Raw genomic sequence first — 22,962 nt, forward strand, 5'->3', positions numbered from 1 at the left:
CACTGACATGACCGCAACTCCTGATTCCGTTTCCCCGATCCTGCCCGGCGCGTGGCTGGGCATGGTCGGCGGTGGCCAGCTCGGCCGCATGTTCTGCTTTGCCGCCCAGTCGATGGGCTATCGCGTCGCCGTGCTCGATCCCGATCCGGCGAGCCCCGCCGGCGCGGTCGCCGACCGCCACCTGCGCGCGGCCTACGACGACGAAGCCGCGCTCGCCGAGCTGGCCGGACTGTGCGACGCCGTGTCGACGGAATTCGAGAACGTGCCGGCCGCGAGCCTCGACTTCCTCGCGCGCACGACGTTTGTCGCGCCGGCCGGCCGCTGCGTCGCGGTCGCGCAGGACCGGATCGCAGAGAAGCGTTTCATCGAGGCCTCCGGCGTGCCGGTCGCGCCGCACGTCGTGATCGAATCGGCGGCGGCACTGGCCGCGCTCGACGATGCCGCGCTCGACGCGGTGCTGCCGGGCATCCTGAAGACGGCGCGTCTTGGCTATGACGGCAAGGGCCAGGTGCGCGTGAGCACCGCGCAGGAAGCGCGCGATGCGCATGCGGCGCTCGGCGGCGTGCCGTGCGTGCTCGAAAAGCGCCTGCCGTTGAAGTACGAAGTGTCCGCGCTGATCGCGCGCGGCGCGGACGGCCGCTCGGCTGCATTCCCGCTCGCGCAGAACGTGCATCACAACGGCATCCTCGCGCTGACCATCGTGCCGGCGCCGGCCGCCGATGCCGCGCGTGTCGAAGAGGCGCAGCAGGCGGCCGTCCGGATCGCCGATACGCTCGGCTACGTCGGCGTGCTGTGCGTCGAATTCTTCGTGCTGGAAGACGGCTCGTTCGTCGCGAACGAAATGGCGCCGCGCCCGCACAACTCCGGCCACTACACGGTCGATGCGTGCGCAACGAGCCAGTTCGAGCAGCAGGTGCGCGCGATGACGCGCATGCCGCTCGGCAACCCGCGCCAGCATTCGCCGGCCGCGATGCTGAACATCCTCGGCGACGTGTGGTTCCCGGATGGTGGGGCGGCCGAGGCCGTCACGCCGCCGTGGGACACGGTCGCCGCGATGCCGGCCGCGCACCTGCACCTGTACGGCAAGGAAGAAGCGCGCGTCGGCCGCAAGATGGGCCACGTCAACTTCACGGCCGAGACGTGCGACGCCGCCGTCGCCGCTGCCACCGCGTGTGCGCAGCTGCTGCGCGTGCCGCTCGACTGAGGCGCCAGCCGATGTCCATCGATCTCCCGAACTCCGTGACGCGCGCGCAGATCGACGCGGCCGCCGCGCTGCTCGACGCGGGGCAGCTCGTCGCATTCCCGACCGAAACCGTGTACGGACTCGGCGGCGACGCGGCGAATCCCGAAGCCGTCGCGCGCATCTACGCGGCGAAAGGGCGCCCGGCGAACCATCCGGTGATCGTGCATCTGCCGCCGGGCGGTGATCCGGGCTACTGGGCCGACGACCTGCCGGCCGATGCACAGGCGCTGATCGATGCATTCTGGCCGGGCCCGCTGACGCTGATCCTGAAGCGCCATGCGCGCATTCCGGACGCCGTGAGCGGCGGGCAGGATTCGGTCGGCCTGCGCTGCCCGTCGCATCCGGTCGCGCAGGCGCTGCTGGCCGCGTTCAGCGCGCGGCGCGGCGGCCATGGCGGCGTTGCCGCGCCGTCCGCGAACCGCTTCGGCCATGTGAGCCCGACTACCGCTCAGCACGTGCGCGACGAATTCGGCGACACGGTGCATGTGCTCGACGGCGGCGCGTCCGAAGTCGGCATCGAATCGACGATCCTCGACCTGTCGCGCGGCTTCCCGGCGCTGCTGCGCCCGGGCCACGTGACGCCGCGGCAGATCGCCGACGTGCTCGGCCGCGCGCCGCGCCTGCCCGACGGCGGCGACGCGACCGCGCCGCGCGCGTCCGGCACGCTGAAGGCCCATTACGCGCCGCGCACGCCGCTCTCGCTGCTGCCGTTCGATGCGCTCGAGCCGCTGCTCGCGGCCGCGCAGACCGATGGCGAACGCGTCGCGCTCGTCGCTCGCGCGTCGCGCGCGGGACGCTGGGCGCAGGCCGACGGCGTGCATTTCGTCGCGGCGCCGGAAGATCCGCAGGCGTATGCGCGCGACCTGTACGGCATGCTGCGCGCGCTCGATCGTGCGGACGTCGCGCGGATTCTCGTCGAGAAGCTGCCGGACACCGTCGAATGGATTGCGGTCAACGACCGGCTCGGCCGCGCGGCCGCGGCATTCGAAGCGCACGACTGACGCAGCGTCGCGCATCCGATCCGGAATAAAAAAACGCCCGACCGGCGAACCGGTCGGGCGTTTTCGTTTGAGCGCGTGGCGGGCGGCTTACTTGCCGACGCCCGACGCCGCGATCTGCTTCTCGACGTACTGCGCAAACAGCGCGTGCAGGTGCGTCGTCGGGTGGACCAGGTCGGCGAACATGTAGGTCTGGTCCGCGTTGGCGGTCGTGTAGGTCTGCGGCGAGCAGAACAGCGACGAGCCGAAGGCGGTCGCATCCGCGACGCCGTACTGGGTCGCCGCCGCTACCATCGCCTTCAGGTTGCAGCCGGTGTCGGTGTTCGACACGCTGAAGCCGTTCGCCTGGTAGTTGGCCGCGATGCCGTCCTGCCACTTGAACGAATCGACCACCATATACTTCGTCGTGTCGACCTTCAGTGCGGCGAGCGTGCCGACCAGCGTCTGGTTGAAGAGCCCCGACAGTTGCGTGAACGCGGCCTGCGTGCCGCCCTGCAGCGCGAGCGGCGTGCCGCCCATGTCCGGCACGTTCGCGACGAACACGTGTGACGCACCGGCCGCGACGATCTGCTGGACGATGCCGCCGAGCTGCTGCGCGGCCAGCCCGATCGCCTGCGCGGCCGCGAGTTGCGCGGCCGGTGTGTTGCCTTGCGCCTGCGCGACCTGCGCCTGATAGAAGATGTCGTTCGCGCCGCCGTTGATCAGCACGATCTGGCCGGCGTTGAAGCTGCCGTGCTGCGTCAGGTACTGCTTGACCTGATCGGCGATCGGCGTCGTCGTGGCCTGGGCGTAGTCGGCGTTCGGCACGCTCGAGGCCGCGTGGCCGATGCCCGGCTGCAGCGTCACGCGCGAGCCGCCCTGTGCGTAGCCGAGGGCGCCCGTGGCCTGCAGCGGAATGCCGAAGCCGCCCTGGTTCGCGGGCTGCAGCGTGTCGCCGTAGTACTGCGCGACGTCCTGCGTCCACACCTGCCCCGGGTTGGTCGTGAAGCGGCCGCCGCCGAAGCCGAGCTTGATCTGCGAGTAGGTGCCGGCGTCGGACAGGCTGTCGCCGAACGATACGATCTGCATCTTCACGCCCGACGGCGGCGTGTTCGACGCGCTGCTGTTGTTGTCGTCGCCGCCGCCGCAGGCGGCGAGCAGCGCGAGCGCGGCGCCGGCGATCGCGACCTGCGCGGTGCGCAGCATGCGCTGCCGGGTGCGGGAAGGTGCGTGTTGTTGTGATTGCATCGTTCGATCTCCTCGTAGATATGGCCTGATGTGTTTCTCATCTGCCGCGTGCCTGCCCGGTTCCGGGCTGCGCGGCGGCCGTTGGCTGAAACGGTTTATTGGTCACGCGCAGCCGCAAGCGGCACGGCGCGCGGATCCTGGTTCGCGGCCTCTGCAATCTGCGCATGATAAGCGCTCGCCCATTCGGGCGGGCCGAAAATCGCGCGCAGCTTGTTGCGCCATCCGTCGATGCGCAACGCGTCGGCCGCCATCGACACCCACTCGTGGAACGTCGCGACGAGCGGGTTGTTCGAGCCGAGCGGCTCGACGATCCCATAGCGCGGCGGATCGTCGGGCGACTCCTCGACGTAGCTGCCGAACAGGCGATCCCAGATCACGAGCACACCTGCGTAATTGCGGTCGATGTAGCGCGGGTTGCGGGCATGGTGCGCGCGATGGATCGACGGCGTGTTGAGCACGTATTCGAGCCAGCCGAGCTTGCCGATCGCCTGCGTGTGCACGAAGAACTGGAACGCGAGGTTGATCAGCACGACGCCGACGATCTGCTGCGGCGGAAAGCCGACGAACGCGAGCGGCAGCCAGAACGCCCACATGCCCGCGACGGGATACATCAGGCTCTGCCGGAACGCGGTCGAGAAATTCATCCGCTCGGACGAGTGGTGCACGACGTGCGCGGCCCACAGCCAGCGCACGCGATGGCTCGCGCGATGGAACACGTAGTAGAGGAAGTCCTGGCCGATGAACAGCACGGCGAACGACAGCCAGCCGTCGTGCCACGTGAACAGCCGGAAATGTGCGTAGCAGTACGCATAAACGGGGATCACGAACAGCCACGCGAGCTTGTCGGCGCCCTGGTGCATCAGCGCGAGCGCCGCGTTGCACAGCGTGTCGCGCCACGCATAGACAGGGTCCTGCGCGCGCGTGCGGGCGAGGTGCCAGGCCTCCCACGCGATGCAGAGCAGGAAGACGGGCGCCAGCGCGAGCAGAAGCAATTCGACGTCGAATCGCATGGACGTGTCTCCTCCTTTCCCCTGCAAGCCGTGAGGCCGGGCCCATGGCCCGTTGTAGATATCGGTCAGGCCAACAGCCTACGCAATCGCCACGCGCTAGGCGAGAGGGCAGCGTAGAGGGTTCCCTCTGAGGACAGGGTTTCTACGGAAACCATGTGCAACGGGGCCGCGCGGTGCGGCCCCGTTTTATGGCGCAGCGCGCGGGCGGTGCGCGGGTGCGCCGCGTCGCGCCGCGCGCGCCGTCAGTGCGCGCCCGCGTAGATCCATTCGAGCAGCGTGTCGTGCGCGGCGCGCGCGGCTTCCGCGTGATCGTCGTTGATGAAACTGACGACGACGTAGCTCTGGCCGTCCGCGCCCGCGACGTAGCCCGCGATCGCGCGCACGTCGCGCAGCGTGCCCGTCTTGATGTGCGCATTGCCGAGCACGCCGGCGTTGGTCAGGCGGTTCTTCATGGTGCCGTCGATGCCGGCGACGGGCAGCGAATCGACGAACGCCTGCGCGACTGGGCTCGCGTTCGCGGCCTGCAGCAGCGCGGCGAGCGACAGCGCGCTCACGTGCTCGTCGCGCGACAGGCCCGAGCCGTTCTCGAGCGCGAGGTCGGGCATCGCGATCCCGCTCTTCTGCAGGAACGCGTGAATCGCGCGGCTCGACTGCTCGGGTGTCGCGGGCGGCTTGCCGGCGACCGCGCCGATCGTCAGGAACAGGTTGCGCGCCATCACGTTGTTGCTGAACTTGTTGATGTCGTAGACGATGCTGCCGAGCACCGGGCTGTGATGGACGGCGAGCGGGCGCGCGGTGGTCGGCACCTTGCCTTCGCTGACCGGTCCTGCGATCGTGCCGCCGTCCTGCTGCCACAGCGCGAGGAAGCCGCGCGCGAAGAACGTCGTGTGATCGAGGATCGCGAGATTGGTCGTGCGCGCGCCGCAGTGCAGCGGATAGTCGCCGGCGAACGACGCGGTCATGATCCCGCTGCCGGCCGACAGGGTCGGACGCGCGGCCGCGGCAGCCGCGCCGCACGATCCGCTGCCTTCGTACAGCTGGTTGTCGATCGACAGGTTCGCGAGCGGCGGCAGCACATCGACGGCGACCTTGCCGTCGTCGCCCGGCGTCACCGTAAACGACACGGCCTTGAACGCGTACAGCAGCGGATCGGGGCCGACGTTGTACGGTGCGCTCACGTCGTCGTCGAACGACGGCAGGTCGCGCGTCGACGCGGCGAAATAGCTCTTGTCGAGCACGAGGCCGCCGGCCACGCGCTTGATGCCCGCCTTGCGGAGCTTGTCGACGAGGTCGATCAACTCCTCGGGCACGAGCTTCGGATCGCCGGTGCCCTTGATGTACAGATTGCCCTCCAGCGTGCCGTCCGGATCGACCTGGCCGTCCGCATACGCGGTGGTGCGCCAGCGGAAGTCGGGGCCGAGGATCGACAGGCCCGAGAAGGTCGTGACGAGCTTCATCGTCGACGCCGGCAGCATCGGCCGGTTCGCGTTCCATTCGATCAGCGGCTCGGGATTGCCGACGCGCTCGACGACGACGCTCATCGCCGATGCCGGCACCTTCGCGCGCTGCAGCGCGACGAGCACCGACGCGGGCAGGCCGGCCGCGCGCGCGGCGGGCGACACGACGACGGTCTTGCGCGCTTCCTTGTGGGGCTTCTTGCGGGCCTGCGCGGAAGGTGCGAACGCAAGGGCCGTGCAGGTGGCGACGACGGCGGCCGCACGCAGGCAGAGGCGGGCGCGGGGCGCGAACCGGGCGGAGAGATCGGAAATCGGCATGGGCGAATACGGGAAATGCAGGGGTTCGGGCAGGGCGCGCGGGGCGCCGGAGCGCACATTGTAGAGACAAGTGCGCACACGTCCCTTGCAATCCGCCTTTCTGTTGCATTGCAGGGGGCGCACGCGATTCGCGGCGCTACAATGGTCGCCATGTTGACTCGCCCCATGGGTTCCGGTTCCGATGCGGATTCTCCTTGTTGAAGACGATCGAATGATTGCCGAAGGCGTACGCAAGGCGTTGCGCGCCGACGGCTTCGCGGTCGACTGGGTGCAGGACGGCGACGCCGCGCTCACGGCGCTCGGCGGCGAGGCGTACGACCTGCTGCTGCTCGATCTCGGCTTGCCGAAGCGCGACGGCATCGACGTGCTGCGCACGCTGCGCTCGCGCGGGCAGTCGCTGCCGGTGCTGATCGTCACCGCGCGCGATGCGGTCGCCGATCGCGTGAAGGGGCTCGACGCGGGCGCCGACGACTACCTCGTCAAGCCGTTCGACCTCGACGAACTGGGCGCGCGGATGCGCGCGCTGATTCGCCGCCAGGCCGGGCGCAGCGAGTCGCTGATCCGCCACGGCGCGCTGACGCTCGATCCCGCGTCGCACCAGGTGACGCTCGACGGCGCGCCCGTCGCGCTGTCCGCGCGCGAGTTCGCGCTGCTCCAGGCGCTGCTGGCGCGGCCCGGCGCGGTGCTGTCGAAGAGCCAGCTCGAGGAGAAGATGTACGGCTGGGGCGAGGAGATCGGCAGCAACACGGTCGAGGTCTACATCCACGCGCTGCGCAAGAAGCTCGGTTCGGACCTGATCCGCAACGTGCGCGGGCTCGGCTACATGGTCGTCAAGGAAAGCTGACGCGTGAGGTCGATTCGTCATCAATTGCTGATCTGGCTGCTCGCGATCGTCGTCGCCGGCGTGGGCCTCGCGGGCTGGCTGATCTACCGGCAGGCGCTCGCCGAAGCGAACGAGCTGTTCGACTACCAGCTGCAGGAAATCGCCGCGGCGCTGCCGTCCGAGCCGTTCTCGCAGGTGTTCGGTTCGCGCACCAACGGCGACGAAGGCATCGTGATCCAGATCTGGAACCGCAACGGCGTGCTGATGTACTTCTCGCATCCACGCGCGCCGATCGCGCCGCGCGCGGAACTCGGCTTCTCGACCGAGCGCACCGATCGCGGCGAATGGCGCGTGTACGGCGCGATCGTCGGCGACAACGTCGTGCAGCTCGCGCAGCCGCTGTCGGTGCGCAACCGGCTCGCGGCGAACGTCGCGCTGCGTACGCTGTGGCCGCTGATCGTGCTGCTGCCGTTCCTCGGCGCGGCGGTCTGGGTGATCGTCGGGCGCGGGCTCGCGCCGCTCGCCCGCGTGACGCGCGCGGTCGAGGCGCGCCGCCCGGAAGCGCTCGATCCCTTGCACGATGCGGGCCTGCCGCTCGAGGTGCAGCCGCTCGTACGCGCGCTGAACGGGCTGCTCGCGCGGCTGTCGGCGGCGCTCGACACGCAGAAGGCCTTCGTCGCCGATGCCGCGCATGAACTGCGCACGCCGCTCGCGGCCGTGCAGATCCAGGCGCAGCTCGTCGCCCGCGCGAAGGACGATACATCGCGTCGCGAGGCGATTACGGATCTCCAGGACGGCGTGTCGCGCGCGACGCGTCTCACCGAGCAACTGCTCGCGCTCGCGCGCGCCGAACCGGACGGCGCGACGATGCGCGAGCCGATCGATCTGCAGACGCTGCTCGTCGAATGCGTGGCCGCGCATGCACCGCTCGCGCAGCGGCACCACATTGATCTCGGCTTCGAGGAGACCCGCGCGACGACCGTCGTCGCGGACGTCGGCGCGCTGCGCGTGATGTTCGGCAACCTGCTCGACAACGCGGTGAAGTACACCCCCGACGGCGGCCGCATCGACGTGTCGCTGACGCGCGACGCGGCCGGCCGCGCGTGCGTGCAGATCGGCGACAGCGGGCCCGGCATCCCGGCCGACGAGCGCGAGCGCGTGTTCGACCGCTTCTACCGCGACAGCTCCGCGCGGGCGCGCGCCGACGTGTCGGGCAGCGGGCTCGGGCTCGCGATCGTCAAGCGCGTGGCGGCGCAGCAGGGCGCGACGGTGTCGCTCGGCGACGCGGCCGCGGGCGGCCTGCTCGTGAGCGTCGTGTTCCGCGACGCCGAGATGCCGGCACAGGCTTCCGAATCCGCATGATGCGCGGCGCCGCGCGGGCGCCGGCGCCAGCCCGTCATCAGCGTGAACAGGGTCCAGGCCTCGCTTGAGGTCGATTAAGCCTCCTTTAAGTCAGGGTCGTTACGCTGCGTCCTAACAAAGAGGAGGTCCTACGATGAACACCCGATTCCTTGCGCGCGGCGCCGTCGCGGTCGCCGTGGCGGCCGCCCTGTCCGCCGGCTATGTCGCGGGCACCCGCCGCGCCGATCCGCAGATCATCACGCCCGCGCAGGCCGCTGCGCTGATGCCGGCCGAGGCCGCGGCGAAGACCGGCATTCCCGATTTCTCCGGGCTGGTCGAAACCTACGGCCCGGCGGTCGTGAACATCAGCGCGAAGCACGTCGTGAAGCAGGTGTCGCGACGGGTGCAGCAGCCGCAGCTGCCGATGGATCCGAGCGATCCGTTCTACCAGTTCTTCAAGCACTTCTACGGCCAGGTGCCGGGCATGGGCGGCGACGCGCAGCCGGACGACCAGCCGAGCGCGAGCCTCGGTTCGGGATTCATCGTCAGCGCCGACGGGTACATCCTCACCAATGCGCACGTGATCGACGGCGCGAACGTCGTCACGGTCAAGCTGACCGACAAGCGCGAGTACAAGGCGAAGGTCGTCGGCTCCGACAAGCAGTCCGACGTCGCGGTGCTGAAGATCGACGCGAGCGGCCTGCCGACCGTGAAGATCGGCGACCCGGGCCAGAGCAAGGTCGGCCAGTGGGTTGTCGCGATCGGCTCGCCGTACGGCTTCGACAACACGGTCACGTCCGGCATCATCAGCGCGAAATCGCGCGCGCTGCCCGACGAGAACTACACGCCGTTCATCCAGACCGACGTGCCGGTGAACCCCGGCAACTCGGGCGGCCCGCTGTTCAACCTGCAGGGCGAGGTGATCGGCATCAACTCGATGATCTACTCGCAGACGGGCGGCTTCCAGGGCCTGTCGTTCGCGATCCCGATCAACGAGGCGATCAAGGTCAAGGACGAGCTCGTGAAGACGGGCCACGTGAGCCGCGGCCGCCTCGGCGTCGCCGTGCAGGGGCTGAACCAGACGCTCGCGAGCTCGTTCGGGCTGCAGAAGCCGGACGGCGCGCTCGTCAGCTCGGTCGACCCGAACGGCCCGGCCGCGAAGGCCGGCCTGCAGCCGGGCGACGTGATCCTGGGGGTGAACGGCTCGCCGGTGGCCGACTCGACGTCGCTGCCCGCGCAGATCGCGAACCTGAAGCCGGGCTCGAAGGCCGACCTGCAGGTGTGGCGCGACAAGTCGAAGAAGTCGATCAGCGTGACGCTCGGCGCGATGACCGACGCGAAGCTCGCGTCGAACGACGGCGGCCCGGTCGAGCAGGGGCGCCTCGGCGTCGCGGTGCGGCCGCTCACGCCGCAGGAGCGCAGCGCCGCCAACCTGTCGCACGGGCTGATCGTGCAGCAGGCCGGCGGGCCGGCCGCGACCGCGGGCATCCAGCCCGGCGACGTGATCCTGGCGGTCAACGGCCGCCCGGTCACGAGCGCCGAGCAATTGCGCGATGCGGTCAAGGGAGCGGGCAACAGTCTTGCTCTCCTGATTCAGCGCGATAATGCACAGATCTTCGTGCCGGTCGACCTGAGCTGACCGGCGGCCGTTGCGGGCCGGCCTCGCCGGCCCTCGCGGGCGCTGCCGGCGTTCGGCCCCGTGGTGCTGTGTTCCGACCCGAAAGGAGAGAGCCATGCAATATCTACGCAACGTGTCCCGAATTGCCGCCGCCGCGGCACTGGCCGCCGGCCTTGTCGGCGCCGCGCCCGGCGCCTACGCGCAATCGGACGGCTTGCCCGCGGCGAGCCAGCAGGGCGATGTCAGCTATGTATCAGGCGGCATCGGCAAGGATCAATCGACGGCATTCGAGCAAAGCGAAGCGGCGTGGCCGCTGGCGCTGCGTTTCACCGGCGCGGGCGGCGAATTCCTGGCCGACGTCCATGTGCGGATCGTCGATGCCAAGGGCACCGAATTGCTGAAGACGGACGCGCGCGGGCCATACATGCTCGTGAAGCTGCCGCCGGGGCGCTACACCGTTCACGCGTCGTACCAGGGCAGCGACGAATCGCGCGCGGTCACGGTCGGTGCGAAGGGCGGCGCGAAGGCCGCGTTCCGGTGGAATACGCAATAGCGGATCGCGCGGGCCCGGCCTGGTCGCGCAATCGGGTGCAGTTTCGCCCATAATGAGAGCCACGGCACCTGTGCCGTGGCTTTTTCGTTTCCTGTACCCGGCTTGCCCGCCGGGGCCGCCGCCCGGAGAAGAAACGATGTCCGATGCCGCCGACCCTCGCCTAGAAATCGTGCCGAACCGCCATCGCGTGCGCGTGATTCATCGCGGCATCACGTACGCCGACTCGCAGGGCGCACTGACCGTGCGCGAAACGGGCCTGCCGGACATCCATTACCTGCCGCGCGGCGACGTCAACATGCAGCGGCTCGTGAAGTCGAGCGTCACGACGGCGTGTCCGCTGAGGGGCCTGGCCGTGTATTTTCACCTGCAGACCGAAGACGGCGTGATCGAGAACGCCGCGTGGAGTTACGAGGAACCGGGGGAGACCGCGTCCGTGCTCGCGCACTACGTCGCCTTCGATGTCGCACGGGTCGACAATCTCATCGAGACGTCCTGAGACGGCGTCGGTTCATCGGGGGAGGCATCATGGAACTGACCGACACGTTACGCGTACCGCTCGCGCCGGCTGTCGTGCGTGAGGCACTCGAGGATCTCGCGTTGCTGCGGGCCAGCTTCGACCATTGCGAATCGTTCGTGAAGCTCGCGCACGGCGAGTTCGCGCTGACGATCACGGTCCCGCTCGGCCCGCTGCGTGCGCGCTACGACGTGCGGGCGCATTCGGCGAGCGAACAGGGCGACGCGGAAGGGCAGCCGCGCCGCGTGCTCAACTTCAAGGCGCGGGCCGACGGCCTCGGCGCGCTGCGCGGGCAGGTCGAGCTCGTGCTGCTGCCGGACGACGACGAGGCCACGACGCGCATCGAATACGTGGTGTGGGCGACCGCGAGCGGGCCGCTCGCCGAGCTGCCGGCGCGGCAGATCGAGAATGCGCTGCACGAGTGGACCGACGATTTCTTCCGCGAATTCTGCGCGGTCGTGCAGGCGAAGCACGGTCTCGTGCCGAACCGCGCGCGTTCGAGCACGCAACGTCGCCAGCATGTGTTCCTGCGGCCCGCGTCGCTGATGGCCGCGGCGAAGCGTCCGCTGCCGTCGCACCTCGGCAGCGCGCTGAGCGGCCGTGCCGCGAGCGCCGTTCATCATCGCGAATCCGGCCCGCTGCCCGTCTGGGCATGGGCGGCGATCATCGTGTTCGTCGCGTTGCTGCTGTATGCGGCGCGCTGGATCAACGGCGCCTGAGCGGCCGCGCCCGCTGGCGCGTTGCCCGGCCGATCCTCGGCGGCGCGGCGCCCACTAGCGCCGCGCGTCGGGCCCGGCGCCGCGAAATTCCCTCCGATATGCCGACGGCGACGTGCCGAGCGCGCCCGCGAAATGCTGGCGCAGCGACACGCTCGAGCCATAGCCGGCCGCCTGCGCGATCGCGTCGATCGATTGTCCGGTGGTTTCCAGCAGATGCTGCGCACGCGTGAGCCGCTCGGCCTGCAGCCACGCGGTGACGGTCGTGCCCGTCGCCTGGCGGAAGTGGCGCGTGAACGTGCGCCGGCTCATCAGTACGCGTTCGGCGAGCGAATCCACACTGTGTGCGACGTCGAGATGCGCGCGCACCCAGTCGAGCAGGCCCGCGAGCCGCGCGTCGCGCGGATGCGCGGCGACCGGCTGCGGCACGTACTGCGCCTGCCCGCCCTGGCGGTGCGGCGGGATCACGAGACGGCGCGCGATCTGGTTCGCGGCGTCCGAGCCGAAGCGCCGCCGCACCACGTGCAGGCAGCAGTCGAGCCCCGCGGCCGTGCCGGCCGACGTCATCAGGTTGCCGTCGTCGACGTACAGCACGTCGGGGTCGAGCTTCACGCGCGGAAAGCGCTGCGCGAAGTCGTCGGCCCACGCCCAGTGCGTCGTGGCCGGGCGCCCGTCGAGCAGCCCGGCCGCGGCGAGCACGTACGCGCCGAGGCACAGGCCGACGACCTGCGCGCCGTGCGCGGCCGCCGCGCGTACCGCGTCGACCAGCACGTCCGGCGGCGCTTCGGCCGGATCGCGCCATGCCGGCACGATGACGATGTCCGCGTCGTCGAGCGCGTCGAGCCCGTGCGGCGCGATGATCGTGAAGCCGCCCGTCGTCGACAGCGGGCCGCGCTCGGCCGAGCACACGCGGAACTCGAACGCGGGCGTCGCGGCCGCATCGCGCTCCTGGCCGAACACGACGGACGGCACCGACAGGTGGAACGGGCTGATGCCGTCGTACGCGATCACGGCGACGACGGTCGGGGCGGGGGCAACGGACGACGCAGCGGCGCGCATGACGGGCTCCGGAATGGCGATGGCCCGATTCTATCGAAGAATGGCTATCGGGCCACTGTCGTCAAGCGCGATGCGATCCGACAATGCATCCCATCGCGCTGCTGTCCGCCCCGTTCCGGAGCGGGGCGGCGCGGCCGAACCCGGAGCCTGCCATGTCGAACGCCGTATCGCCTTCCGCTTCCCGCCGTGCCCTGATCGTGATCGATGTCCAGAACGAATACGTGACGGGCAACCTGCCGATCGAGTATCCGAGCGTCGACACATCGCTCGCGAACATCGGCCGCGCGATCGACGCCGCGCATGCGGCCGGCGTGCCCGTGATCGTCGTCCAGCACGTCGCGCCGGCGGGTGCGCCGATCTTCGCGCCCGGCACGGACGGCGTCGCGCTGCATCCGGTCGTCGCCGACCGGCCGTATGCGCACCTGATCGTGAAGGCGCAGGCCAGCGCGTTCGCCGGCACCGATCTCGCCGCGTGGCTCGACGCGCACGGCATCGACACGCTCTCGGTCGCCGGCTACATGACGCACAACTGCAATGCGGCGACGGTCTATCACGCGGCGCATGCGGGGCTCGCCGTCGAGTACCTGACGGACGCAACCGGTGCGTTGCCGTACGAGAACGAAGCGGGCGCGGCGAGCGCCGAGGAGATTCACCGCGCGTACACGGTGGTGTTCCAGTCGAATTTCGCGGCCGTGATGTCGACCGATGCATGGATCGCGGGACTCGGCGGCGCGGCGATGCCGACGCGCGATTCGGTGGCCGCGTCGAACCGGCGGGCCCGCGCGCAACGCGCGAAGGCGGCCTGAGCGAACCGGGGAAAGTAGAGGAATCGATCGGGCGGCACGGCGCTGCCCGCCCGCGCATGGCCGGATTGACCGACCAATGACGATGAAACGGCGCATGTCGCGCCGTCGGCGGGGCGCCCGTCAGTCGCCCGTCTTCAGCATCGCCGGGCTGTAGCGCATCATGTCGAAGCAGCCGTCGACGAGTTGTTCCGCATGCTGCTCGGCGTCGATTTCGTCGGGCAGCATCAGCATGTCGCGCACGAAACCGCTGACGAGCGTGTGCAGCATCAGCGTCGCGCGCCACGTGTCGAGCCGCTCGGGCAGCAGCTTGAGCCGGACGGCGCCCGCGAGATCGGCATCGATCGCGTGCAGCGCCTCGCTCATCCCCGCGCGGTTGCGCTGCAGCAGCGGCTCCATGTCCGCGACGTATTCGCACTTCATGAACAGGATGCTGAACACGCGTCGCAACTGCGAGTCGCGCTGCACGCCGAGCAGGCACCAGATCAGGATCTTGCGGATCTTGTCGAGCGGATTGCCGCCGGGCGCGTCGAGCGGCATCCGCTTGAGCTCGTCGATCGGCAGGAACACGCGGTCGAACATCGCGTCGAACAGCTCGCTCTTGTTCGCGAAATGCCAGTAGATCGCGCCGCGCGTCACGCCGGCATGCTGGGCGATGTCCGCGAGCGAAGTGTGCGACACGCCCTTCTCGAAGAATACGTGTTCGGCGGCATCGAGAATGCGATTGCGCGTCTCGAGCGCCTCCTCCTTGGTACGTCTGACCATGTGCAGGCCTGAATGGATCGATCGTAGGTGAATATAGGGTCTGCAACCCTCGTCGCCGTCTCCGGGAGCCGCTATGCTCTCGATTGGAAATAATTCGTAAGATTGGGCGGGTCGCGACGGGCGATCGGGCTTTTTACATACATTCGTGAATGTATATACAATACCACCCTACGATCGAATGGCCCAAGTGGCAATCAGTTAATATCCCACTCTGCTGATTCCCGCCAAAGTACCAGTCCGCAGTTCGCGGCATCTCGTCGGCATGGAGGTCTCGTGCCGACTTGCTGTATCCAGCAGTCCAGTAATTCAGGTGTTCGATCTGCGCCGCGAGGCGCATCCGTGTTGCGCTCCCGCGGGGCGCCGCACTCATTCCATTGGTTACAAACAGAGGTCGCTCCATGCGCGTCGAACGGGTTCCATACCGCTTGATCACTGTCGCGGCAGCCGCGGTTTTCCTGGCTGCCTGCGGAAAAAAAGAATCGGCACCGCCGCCGCAAACGCCGGAAGTCGGTGTCGTCACCGTCCAGCCGCAAGCCGTCCCGGTCTTCACCGAACTGCCGGGCCGCACCAGCGCCTTCCTCGTCGCGCAAGTGCGCGCACGGGTCGACGGCATCGTGCTGCGCCGTGAATTCACCGAAGGCGGCGACGTCAAGGCCGGCCAGCGCCTCTACAAGATCGACCCGGCACCGTACATCGCTCAGCTGAACAGCGCGAAGGCGACGCTCGCGAAGGCGCAGGCGAACCTCGTCACGCAGAACGCGCTGGTCGCGCGCTACAAGGTGCTGGTGGCCGCGAACGCGGTCAGCAAGCAGGAATACGACAACGCGGTGGCCACGCAAGGCCAGGCCGCGGCGGACGTCGCGGCCGGCAAGGCAGCGGTCGATACCGCGCAGATCAACCTCGGCTATACGGACGTCGTGTCGCCGATCACCGGCCGCGTCGGCATTTCGCAAGTCACGCCGGGCGCTTACGTGCAGGCGAGCCAGGCGACGCTGATGTCGACGGTGCAGCAGCTCGATCCGGTCTATGTCGACCTGACGCAGTCGAGCCTCGAGGGGCTGAAGCTGCGCCAGGACGTGCAGAGCGGCCGCCTGAAGACGAGCGGCCCGGGCGCGGCGAAGGTGTCGCTGATCCTGGAGGACGGCAAGACCTATTCCGACGCCGGCAAGCTGCAGTTCTCGGACGTGACGGTCGACCAGACGACGGGCTCGGTGACGATTCGCGCGGTGTTCCCGAACCCGGGCCGCGTGCTGCTGCCGGGGATGTTCGTGCGCGCACGGATCGAGGAAGGCGTGAACGAGAACGCGTACCTGGTGCCGCAGATCGGCGTCACGCATGACGCGAAGGGCCAGGCGGTCGCGCTGGTCGTGAACGCGAGCAACAAGGTCGAGCCGCGTCCGCTCAAGACGACCGGCATGCAAGGTCAGAACTGGATCGTCGAAAGCGGCCTGCAAGCGGGCGACCGCGTGATCGTGCAGGGCGTCGAGAAGGTTCGTCCGGGCGCGACGGTGAAGTCGGTCGCCGCGCAGTTGCCGGCCGCCGATGCCGCATCGGGTGCCGCCGCATCCGCCGCGCCGGCCGCCGCCGCTGCCTCGGGTGCCGCCGCTTCGGGTGCCTCCGCATCGGATGCCGCCGCATCGGGCGCAGCGCCGGCGAGCGCCGCCGCTGCTTCGAGCGCGAAATAACAGGGAGCCTGTTTCATGGCAAAGTTTTTTATCGATCGCCCGATCTTTGCGTGGGTGATCGCCATCATCCTGATGCTGGCCGGGGTTGCGGCGATCTTCACGCTGCCGATCTCGCAGTATCCGACGATCGCGCCGCCATCGATCCAGATCACCGCGAACTACCCGGGCGCTTCCGCGAAGACCGTGGAAGACACGGTGACGCAGGTGATCGAGCAGCAGATGAGCGGTCTCGACAACTTCCTGTACATGTCGTCGACGAGTGACGACTCGGGCAACGCGACGATCACGCTGACCTTCGCACCGGGCACCAACGCCGACATCGCGCAGGTCCAGGTGCAGAACAAGCTGTCGCTCGCGACGCCGGTTCTGCCGCAGGTCGTGCAGCAGCTCGGTCTGTCGGTGACGAAGTCGAGCAGCAGCTTCCTGCTGGTGCTCGCCTTCAACTCCGAAGACGGCAGCATGAACAAGTACGACCTCGCGAACTTCGTGGCGTCGCACGTGAAGGATCCGATCAGCCGGTTGAACGGCGTCGGTACCGTCACGCTGTTCGGCTCGCAGTACGCGATGCGGATCTGGCTCGACCCGACCCGCCTGACGAACTACGGCCTCACGCCGGTCGACGTGTCGAGCGCGATCGCCGCGCAGAACGTGCAGATCGCGGGCGGCCAGATCGGCGGCACGCCGGCCAAGCCGGGCACCGTGCTGCAGGCGACGATCACCGAATCGACGCTGCTGCAGACGCCCGAGCAGTTCGGCAACATCCTGCTGAAGGTCAACCAGGATGGCTCGCAGGTTCGCCTGAAGGACGTCTCGAAGATCGAACTCGGCGGCGAAAACTACAACTTCGACACGAAGTACAACGGTCAGCCGACCGCGGCACTCGGTATCCAGCTCGCGACCAACGCGAACGCGCTGGCGACCGCGAAGGCCGTGCGCGCGAAGATCGACGAGCTCGCACCGTTCTTCCCGCACGGCCTCGTCGTGAAGTATCCGTACGACACGACGCCGTTCGTGAAGCTGTCGATCGAGGAAGTGGTCAAGACGCTGCTCGAAGGCATCGTGCTCGTGTTCCTCGTGATGTATCTGTTCCTGCAGAACCTGCGGGCGACGATCATCCCGACGATCGCGGTTCCGGTGGTGCTGCTCGGCACGTTCGCGATCATGTCGATGGTGGGCTTCTCGATCAACACGCTGTCGATGTTCGGCCTCGTGCTCGCGATCGGCCTGCTGGTGGACGATGCGATCGTGGTGGTGGAGAACGTCGAGCGCGTGATGGCGGAAGAGGGGCTGTCACCGAAGGAGGCGACCCGCAAGGCGATGGACCAAATCACCGGCGCCCTCGTCGGCGTGGCGCTCGTGCTGTCGGCGGTGTTCGTGCCGGTCGCGTTCTCCGGCGGTTCGGTCGGCGCGATCTATCGTCAGTTCTCGCTGACGATCGTGTCGGCGATGGTGCTGTCGGTGCTGGTCGCGTTGATTCTGACGCCCGCACTGTGCGCGACGATCCTCAAGCCGATCCCGCAGGGCCATCACGAAGAGAAGAAGGGCTTCTTCGGCTGGTTCAACCGCACGTTCAACAACAGCCGCGAGAAGTACCACGTCGGCGTGCACCACGTGATCAAGCGCTCGGGCCGCTGGCTCATCATCTATCTGGTCGTGATCGTCGCGGTCGGGCTGCTGTTCGTGCGCCTGCCGAAGTCGTTCCTGCCCGATGAAGACCAGGGCCTGATGTTCGTGATCGTGCAGACGCCGTCGGGTTCGACGCAGGAAACGACCGCGCGAACGCTCGCGAACATTTCCGACTACCTGCTGAAGGACGAGAAGGAAATCGTCGAATCGGCGTTCACGGTCAACGGCTTCAGCTTCGCCGGCCGCGGCCAGAACTCCGGTCTGGTGTTCGTGCGCCTGAAGGACTACTCGCAGCGTCAGCACGCGAACCAGAAGGTCCAGGCGCTGATCGGCCGGATGTTCGGCCGCTACGCGGGCTACAAGGACGCGATGGTGATCCCGTTCAACCCGCCGTCGATTCCGGAACTCGGCACGGCCGCCGGCTTCGACTTCGAGCTGACGGACAACGCCGGTCTCGGCCACAACGCGCTGATGGCCGCGCGTAACCAGCTGCTCGGGATGGCCGCGAAGGATCCGACGCTGCAGGGCGTGCGTCCGAACGGGCTGAACGATACGCCGCAGTACAAGGTCGACATCGATCGCGAGAAGGCGAACGCGCTCGGCGTGACGGCGGACGCGATCGACCAGACGTTCTCGATCGCATGGGCGTCGAAGTACGTGAACAACTTCCTCGACACCGACGGCCGGATCAAGAAGGTGTATGTGCAGTCGGACGCGCCGTTCCGGATGACGCCGGACGACCTGAACATCTGGTACGTGCGCAACGGGGCGGGCGGGATGGTGCCGTTCGGCGCGTTCGCGAGCGGTCACTGGACGTACGGTTCGCCGAAGCTCGAGCGCTACAACGGCGTGTCGGCGATGGAAATCCAGGGTCAGGCCGCACCGGGCAAGTCGACCGGTCAGGCGATGACCGCGATGGAAGGGCTCGCGAAGAAGCTGCCGGTCGGTATCGGCTATTCGTGGACCGGCCTGTCGTTCCAGGAAATCCAGTCCGGCTCGCAGGCGCCGGTGCTGTACGCGATCTCGATCCTGGTCGTGTTCCTGTGTCTCGCGGCGCTGTATGAAAGCTGGTCGATCCCGTTCTCGGTGATCATGGTGGTGCCGCTCGGCGTCGTGGGCGCACTGCTCGCGGCGACGATGCGCGGCCTCGAGAACGACGTGTTCTTCCAGGTCGGCCTGTTGACCACCGTGGGCTTGTCCGCGAAGAACGCGATTCTGATCGTCGAGTTCGCGCGCGAACTGCAGATGACGGAGAAGATGGGGCCGATCGAGGCCGCGCTGGAAGCAGCGCGCCTGCGGCTGCGTCCGATCCTGATGACGTCGCTCGCGTTCATTCTCGGTGTGATGCCGCTCGCGATCAGTAACGGCGCGGGTTCGGCAAGCCAGCACGCGATCGGTACCGGCGTGATCGGCGGGATGATCACGGCGACGTTCCTCGCGATCTTCATGATCCCGATGTTCTTCGTGAAGATTCGTGCGATCTTCAGCGGCGAGAAGGAAGACGTCGACGACGCGCTGCGCCTGGCTCAGGAGCACTCGCACCACGAAGAGAAGCCGGGCAACGGCGACGAAGGCAACAAGGGACAGTGATGATGCAAAAACACGCTTTGACTGCAATCGCGGTCGCGCTCCTTGCCACGGGCTGCACGATGGCGCCGCATTACAAGCGGCCCGACGCACCCGTCGCGCAGGCGTACCCGGCCGACGGCGTCTATGCGACGCAGCCGGGTGCTGCCGGCGCGCGCAGCGCGAACGGCCAGGCGGCGACCGCCATCGGCTGGCGCGAATTCTTCGTCGATCCGCGCCTGCAGCGGCTGATCGAGATCGCGCTGAAGAACAACCGCGACCTGCGCGTCGCGGTGCTGAACATCGAGGCGGCGCGCGCGCAGTACCAGATCACGCGCGCCGGCCTGTTCCCGACGCTCGACGGCACGGGCACCGGCAATATCCAGCGCGTGCCGCAGGGCCTTTCGCAGACCGGTGCGCCGTACATCTCGCGCGCCTACAACGTCGGCCTGTCCGCGTCGTGGGAGCTCGACCTGTTCGGCCGCGTGCAGAGCCTGAAGGACCAGGCGCTCGCGCAGTACCTGTCGACGTCGTATGCACGGCAGGCCACCGAGATCTCGCTGGTGTCGCAGGTTGCGGATCAGTACCTGACGCTGCTGTCGACCGACGACCTGCTGAAGGTCACGGAAGACACGCTGAAGACCGCGCAGGCGTCGTACGACCTGACCAAGCTGCAGTTCGACAACGGCACGGGCTCCGAGCTCGAGCTGCGTCAGGCGCAGACGGTGGTCGAGCAGGCGCTGTCGAACCAGCAGGCGCAGGCGCGCGCGCGCGCGCAGGCATTGAATGCACTGGTGCTGCTGGTCGGCGAGCCGCTGCCGGACGATCTGCCCGCAGGCATGCCGCTCGACGCGCAGAACCTGCTGACGGACGTGCCGGCCGGCCTGCCGTCGGACCTGCTGACGCGTCGCCCCGACGTGATGCAGGCCGAGCAGACGCTGCTGGCCGCGAACGCGAACATCGGCGCGGCACGCGCGGCGTTCTTCCCGCGCATCTCGCTGACGGGCGCGTTCGGCACCGGGAGCCCCACGCTCGGCGGGCTGTTCAAGGCCGGCACGGCGGCGTGGTCGTTCGCGCCGCAGATCACGATGCCGATCTTCGAAGGCGGGCAGAACATCGCGAACCTGAACCTCGCGAACGTGCAGAAGCGCATCGAGATCGCCAACTACGAGAAGGCGATCCAGTCGGCATTCCGCGAAGTGTCGGACGGGCTGGCGGCACGCGGCACGTACGACCAGCAGATCGCCGCGCTCGAGCGCAACGAGCACGCGCAGCAGCGTCGTTTCGATCTGTCGGACCTGCGCTACAAGAACGGGGTCGACAGCTACCTGTCGGTGCTGACCGCGCAAACCGATCTGTACACCGCGCAGCAGTCGCTGATCAACGCGCGTCTGGCCCGCTGGACGAACCTGGTCACGCTGTACCGCGCACTGGGCGGCGGCTGGATCCAGCAAGCCGGCGAGACGCCGCGCGCGCCGGACCAGACGGTCGACTACGACAAGCCGGCCGCACCGGCGCCTGCGTCGGCCACGGCGACGAACGGGTAAGCACGACGGCGGGCAGGGGCGGGCGACCGCACCGGCTCGCTGAAGTCGCGGTCCCCGGGATGCGACAACGCCACGGACGAAAGTCCGTGGCGTTTTCTTTTGGGCGGCCGGTTTGTCGCGACTGCGTATCGCCATCACCGCCGTCGCCGGTATCCCCGCTGTCACCGGTATCCCCGCCGTCACCGCCGTCACCGCCGTCACCGCCGTCACCGCCGTCACCGGCATCCCCGCTGCCGTCCTCCACCGCAAAGCAAAACGCCACGGCTTGCCGTGGCGTTTTTCGCTTGCCGTCTCGCGCCGTGCGTCCGGCGCGGACCGATCAGTGATGCACGTCGGCCGGGCGCCCGTCGAAGTCATGTCCCGCGCGACGGATCTCGCACTTCGCGTCCTTCTCGCCCTTCACGCCGTTGAACACGATGTTCAGGATCACGGCGGAGGCCGACGCGAGCAGGATGCCGCTGTGCAGGATCGGTGCGAGCGCGGGCGGCAGCTTCGAGAAGAAGTGCGGCGACACGACCGGCACGAGGCCCATGCCGACGCTCACGGCGACGATGAACAGGTTGTGCGTGTTGTTCACGAAGTCGACCTTCGACAGCACCTTGATGCCGTTTGCCGCCACCATCCCGAACATCACGATGCCCGCGCCGCCGAGCACGAACGGCGGCACCGACGCGACGACCTGCGCCATCTTCGGGAACAGGCCGAGCAGCACCAGGATCACGCCGCCCGTCGCGCAGACGTACCGGCTCTTCACGCCCGTCACGCCGATCAGGCCGACGTTCTGCGAGAACGACGTGTGCGGGAACGAGTTGAAGATGCCGCCGATCAGCGTGCCCAGGCCGTCGACGCGCAGGCCGCGCACGAGGCGATCCTGGTTGACCGGACGATCGACCATGTCGCCGACCGCGAGGAACATGCCGGTCGATTCGATGAACGTGACGAACATCACCGTGACCATCGTCGCGATCGACAGCGGGTCGAAGTGCGGCAGGCCGAAGTGGAACGGCATCACAAAGCCGACCCACGGGGCGAGCGCCACGCCGTCCGTATTCACGCGGCCGACCGCAAACGCGATCACGAAGCCGGCGACGATGCCGAGCAGCACCGAGATGTTCGCGAGAAAGCCGCGGCCGAACTTGTTGATCAGCAGGATCAGCGTGAGCACGAGCAGCGACAGGCCGAGATAGACCGGGCTGCCGTATTCGGGATTGCCGACACCGCCGGCGGCCCAGTTGATCCCGACTTCCATCAGCGACAGCCCGATCACCGCGATCACGGTGCCGACCACGACCGGCGGGAAGAACCGCAGCAGCTTGCCGATCATCGGCGCGAGCACGATGCCGATGATGCCGGCCGCGATGGTCGAGCCGAAGATGTCGAGAATGCCGAGGCCGGGGTTGGTGCCGATCGCGATCATCGGGCCGACCGCGGCGAACGTGCAGCCCATGATGACCGGCAGGCGGATCCCGAAGATCCACAGGCCGAGCGTCTGGATCAGCGTGGCGATGCCGCACGAAAACAGATCGGCGCTGATCAGGAACGCGATCTGGTCTTTCGGCAGCTTCAGCGCGCCGCCGACGATAAGCGGCACGGCGACAGCGCCGGCGTACATGACGAGGACGTGCTGGAGACCAAGCGTTACAAGCTTGCCGGTCGGCAGCACCTCATCGCACGGATGGACCGTGTTCGATTGCATCTGTCTCACTCCATGATCTTGTTTTCGGGGTGGTACGAAGTTATGCGGAATGCACCATCGCAACAAGAGCACTGGGTACTATTCCGCTCTTTGCTGGTTCGATATGCCGTTTCGGCATGCAACAGGGGGAAGATCATCGGGAAACGCCGCTGGAGTGAGGTTCCCCGGTTTTATAGCCCTTCAAAATAGTGCGGACCCCCATGTCAAATATCGCCGGCTTTATGGTGTGTATCGGGACGGCGGCATAGTGGCAAAAACGACCTGCGAAAAATCGTGCCGGGTTAACCCGTGAGCGGCCGTTTTGACCTGCAAGATGCAGCCTCGTGAAGGCCGCCGCGCGCGGCCGCGTTTTCGCGGTGCCGCGGCGGCAAAAGCGCCGCGCAAATCGGGGCGCGTG

At 68.2% G+C, this 22,962-nt stretch carries 18 protein-coding genes; 12 read left to right on the forward strand and 6 right to left on the reverse strand.

The window, feature by feature from the left end:
* Positions 1–7 precede the first annotated feature (7 nt).
* Both ACVK00_RS14425 and ACVK00_RS14430 read left to right on the forward strand, forming a co-directional pair.
* Positions 8–1,204, forward strand: a complete 1,197-nt coding sequence (locus ACVK00_RS14425; protein ID WP_284897678.1) for a 5-(carboxyamino)imidazole ribonucleotide synthase — start codon at positions 8–10, stop codon at positions 1,202–1,204.
* An 11-nt stretch (positions 1,205–1,215) separates the two neighbouring features.
* The gene (locus ACVK00_RS14430; RefSeq protein WP_228905539.1) at positions 1,216–2,244 is read left to right on the forward strand and encodes an L-threonylcarbamoyladenylate synthase; all 1,029 of its coding nucleotides are present in this window, start codon (positions 1,216–1,218) and stop codon (positions 2,242–2,244) included.
* 87 nt (positions 2,245–2,331) lie between these two features.
* On the opposite strand, the gene ACVK00_RS14435 is transcribed toward ACVK00_RS14430, so the two are convergent.
* The 3 genes from ACVK00_RS14435 to dacB all read right to left on the reverse strand — a co-directional run bounded on the left by ACVK00_RS14435 (position 2,332) and on the right by dacB (position 6,253).
* Positions 2,332–3,468 carry an SGNH/GDSL hydrolase family protein gene (locus tag ACVK00_RS14435; RefSeq protein ID WP_284897675.1) on the reverse strand — a complete coding sequence of 379 codons (1,137 nt, stop codon included), beginning with the start codon at positions 3,466–3,468 and terminating at the stop codon, positions 2,332–2,334.
* A gap of 95 nt (positions 3,469–3,563) precedes the next feature.
* Positions 3,564–4,478, reverse strand: a complete 915-nt coding sequence (locus ACVK00_RS14440) for a sterol desaturase family protein (RefSeq protein WP_175669933.1) — start codon at positions 4,476–4,478, stop codon at positions 3,564–3,566.
* A gap of 242 nt (positions 4,479–4,720) precedes the next feature.
* Entirely contained in the window at positions 4,721–6,253 is a 1,533-nt protein-coding gene (gene dacB, locus ACVK00_RS14445; protein ID WP_284897672.1) for a D-alanyl-D-alanine carboxypeptidase/D-alanyl-D-alanine endopeptidase, read from the reverse strand.
* Positions 6,254–6,434: 181 nt separating this feature from the next.
* Between dacB and ACVK00_RS14450 the strand changes: the two genes are divergently transcribed.
* From ACVK00_RS14450 to ACVK00_RS14475, 6 genes are all read left to right on the forward strand, one after another.
* Positions 6,435–7,097, forward strand: coding sequence for a response regulator (locus ACVK00_RS14450; RefSeq protein ID WP_228905527.1), 663 nt, complete (start codon positions 6,435–6,437; stop codon positions 7,095–7,097).
* Between the two features lie 3 nt (positions 7,098–7,100).
* Positions 7,101–8,438, forward strand: coding sequence for an ATP-binding protein (locus ACVK00_RS14455; protein WP_284897669.1), 1,338 nt, complete (start codon positions 7,101–7,103; stop codon positions 8,436–8,438).
* Positions 8,439–8,571: 133 nt separating this feature from the next.
* Positions 8,572–10,056 (forward strand): DegQ family serine endoprotease, encoded by a 1,485-nt coding sequence (locus ACVK00_RS14460; RefSeq protein ID WP_166725175.1) that lies wholly within the window; start codon positions 8,572–8,574, stop codon positions 10,054–10,056.
* A gap of 94 nt (positions 10,057–10,150) precedes the next feature.
* The gene (locus tag ACVK00_RS14465; protein ID WP_228905523.1) at positions 10,151–10,588 is read left to right on the forward strand and encodes a carboxypeptidase-like regulatory domain-containing protein; all 438 of its coding nucleotides are present in this window, start codon (positions 10,151–10,153) and stop codon (positions 10,586–10,588) included.
* Positions 10,589–10,724: 136 nt separating this feature from the next.
* Positions 10,725–11,084, forward strand: a complete 360-nt coding sequence (locus ACVK00_RS14470; RefSeq protein WP_228905521.1) for a DUF427 domain-containing protein — start codon at positions 10,725–10,727, stop codon at positions 11,082–11,084.
* A gap of 29 nt (positions 11,085–11,113) precedes the next feature.
* Positions 11,114–11,821, forward strand: coding sequence for a CoxG family protein (locus ACVK00_RS14475; RefSeq protein WP_284897666.1), 708 nt, complete (start codon positions 11,114–11,116; stop codon positions 11,819–11,821).
* 54 nt (positions 11,822–11,875) lie between these two features.
* Here the strand turns inward: ACVK00_RS14475 and ACVK00_RS14480 are convergent, their stop codons facing one another.
* Positions 11,876–12,877, reverse strand: coding sequence for a helix-turn-helix domain-containing protein (locus ACVK00_RS14480; RefSeq protein WP_284897663.1), 1,002 nt, complete (start codon positions 12,875–12,877; stop codon positions 11,876–11,878).
* 152 nt (positions 12,878–13,029) lie between these two features.
* Here ACVK00_RS14480 and ACVK00_RS14485 point away from each other — a divergent pair, with 152 nt between their 5' ends.
* Positions 13,030–13,683: a cysteine hydrolase family protein gene (locus ACVK00_RS14485; RefSeq protein ID WP_284897662.1), complete on the forward strand. Its 654-nt coding sequence runs from the start codon at positions 13,030–13,032 to the stop codon at positions 13,681–13,683.
* Positions 13,684–13,803: 120 nt separating this feature from the next.
* Here the strand turns inward: ACVK00_RS14485 and ACVK00_RS14490 are convergent, their stop codons facing one another.
* Positions 13,804–14,445, reverse strand: coding sequence for a TetR family transcriptional regulator (locus ACVK00_RS14490; RefSeq protein WP_166725180.1), 642 nt, complete (start codon positions 14,443–14,445; stop codon positions 13,804–13,806).
* Positions 14,446–14,843: 398 nt separating this feature from the next.
* On the opposite strand from ACVK00_RS14490, the gene ACVK00_RS14495 reads away from it, so the two are divergent.
* Genes ACVK00_RS14495 through ACVK00_RS14505 form a run of 3 tightly spaced genes read left to right on the forward strand, consistent with a single transcriptional unit; the run spans position 14,844 to position 20,869 of the window.
* Positions 14,844–16,130: an efflux RND transporter periplasmic adaptor subunit gene (locus tag ACVK00_RS14495; RefSeq protein WP_228905514.1), complete on the forward strand. Its 1,287-nt coding sequence runs from the start codon at positions 14,844–14,846 to the stop codon at positions 16,128–16,130.
* Between the two features lie 15 nt (positions 16,131–16,145).
* Complete coding sequence (locus ACVK00_RS14500) at positions 16,146–19,346, forward strand: efflux RND transporter permease subunit (protein ID WP_228905512.1); 3,201 nt, start codon at positions 16,146–16,148, stop codon at positions 19,344–19,346.
* On the forward strand, positions 19,346–20,869 hold the full coding sequence (locus tag ACVK00_RS14505) for an efflux transporter outer membrane subunit (RefSeq protein WP_284897658.1): 1,524 nt from the start codon (positions 19,346–19,348) through the stop codon (positions 20,867–20,869). Before ACVK00_RS14500 ends, ACVK00_RS14505 begins: the two co-directional genes overlap by 1 nt.
* A gap of 319 nt (positions 20,870–21,188) precedes the next feature.
* Here the strand turns inward: ACVK00_RS14505 and ACVK00_RS14510 are convergent, their stop codons facing one another.
* Positions 21,189–22,565: a nucleobase:cation symporter-2 family protein gene (locus ACVK00_RS14510; RefSeq protein WP_212082497.1), complete on the reverse strand. Its 1,377-nt coding sequence runs from the start codon at positions 22,563–22,565 to the stop codon at positions 21,189–21,191.
* Positions 22,566–22,962 lie beyond the last annotated feature (397 nt).

It is taken from the genome of Burkholderia sp. PvR073, from assembly GCF_054055695.1.

Excerpts from the sequence above, each read along its gene's own strand:
- ACVK00_RS14425 (WP_284897678.1), top strand. The coding sequence starts at position 8 with ATGACCGCAACTCCTGATTCCGTTTCCCCGATCCTGCCCGGCGCGTGG.
- ACVK00_RS14430 (WP_228905539.1), top strand. The coding sequence starts at position 1,216 with ATGTCCATCGATCTCCCGAACTCCGTGACGCGCGCGCAGATCGACGCG.
- ACVK00_RS14435 (WP_284897675.1), bottom strand. The coding sequence starts at position 3,468 with ATGCAATCACAACAACACGCACCTTCCCGCACCCGGCAGCGCATGCTG.
- ACVK00_RS14440 (WP_175669933.1), bottom strand. The coding sequence starts at position 4,478 with ATGCGATTCGACGTCGAATTGCTTCTGCTCGCGCTGGCGCCCGTCTTC.
- dacB (WP_284897672.1), bottom strand. The coding sequence starts at position 6,253 with ATGCCGATTTCCGATCTCTCCGCCCGGTTCGCGCCCCGCGCCCGCCTC.
- ACVK00_RS14450 (WP_228905527.1), top strand. The coding sequence starts at position 6,435 with ATGCGGATTCTCCTTGTTGAAGACGATCGAATGATTGCCGAAGGCGTA.
- ACVK00_RS14460 (WP_166725175.1), top strand. The coding sequence starts at position 8,572 with ATGAACACCCGATTCCTTGCGCGCGGCGCCGTCGCGGTCGCCGTGGCG.
- ACVK00_RS14465 (WP_228905523.1), top strand. The coding sequence starts at position 10,151 with ATGCAATATCTACGCAACGTGTCCCGAATTGCCGCCGCCGCGGCACTG.
- ACVK00_RS14470 (WP_228905521.1), top strand. The coding sequence starts at position 10,725 with ATGTCCGATGCCGCCGACCCTCGCCTAGAAATCGTGCCGAACCGCCAT.
- ACVK00_RS14475 (WP_284897666.1), top strand. The coding sequence starts at position 11,114 with ATGGAACTGACCGACACGTTACGCGTACCGCTCGCGCCGGCTGTCGTG.
- ACVK00_RS14480 (WP_284897663.1), bottom strand. The coding sequence starts at position 12,877 with ATGCGCGCCGCTGCGTCGTCCGTTGCCCCCGCCCCGACCGTCGTCGCC.
- ACVK00_RS14485 (WP_284897662.1), top strand. The coding sequence starts at position 13,030 with ATGTCGAACGCCGTATCGCCTTCCGCTTCCCGCCGTGCCCTGATCGTG.
- ACVK00_RS14490 (WP_166725180.1), bottom strand. The coding sequence starts at position 14,445 with ATGGTCAGACGTACCAAGGAGGAGGCGCTCGAGACGCGCAATCGCATT.
- ACVK00_RS14495 (WP_228905514.1), top strand. The coding sequence starts at position 14,844 with ATGCGCGTCGAACGGGTTCCATACCGCTTGATCACTGTCGCGGCAGCC.
- ACVK00_RS14500 (WP_228905512.1), top strand. The coding sequence starts at position 16,146 with ATGGCAAAGTTTTTTATCGATCGCCCGATCTTTGCGTGGGTGATCGCC.
- ACVK00_RS14505 (WP_284897658.1), top strand. The coding sequence starts at position 19,346 with ATGATGCAAAAACACGCTTTGACTGCAATCGCGGTCGCGCTCCTTGCC.
- ACVK00_RS14510 (WP_212082497.1), bottom strand. The coding sequence starts at position 22,565 with ATGCAATCGAACACGGTCCATCCGTGCGATGAGGTGCTGCCGACCGGC.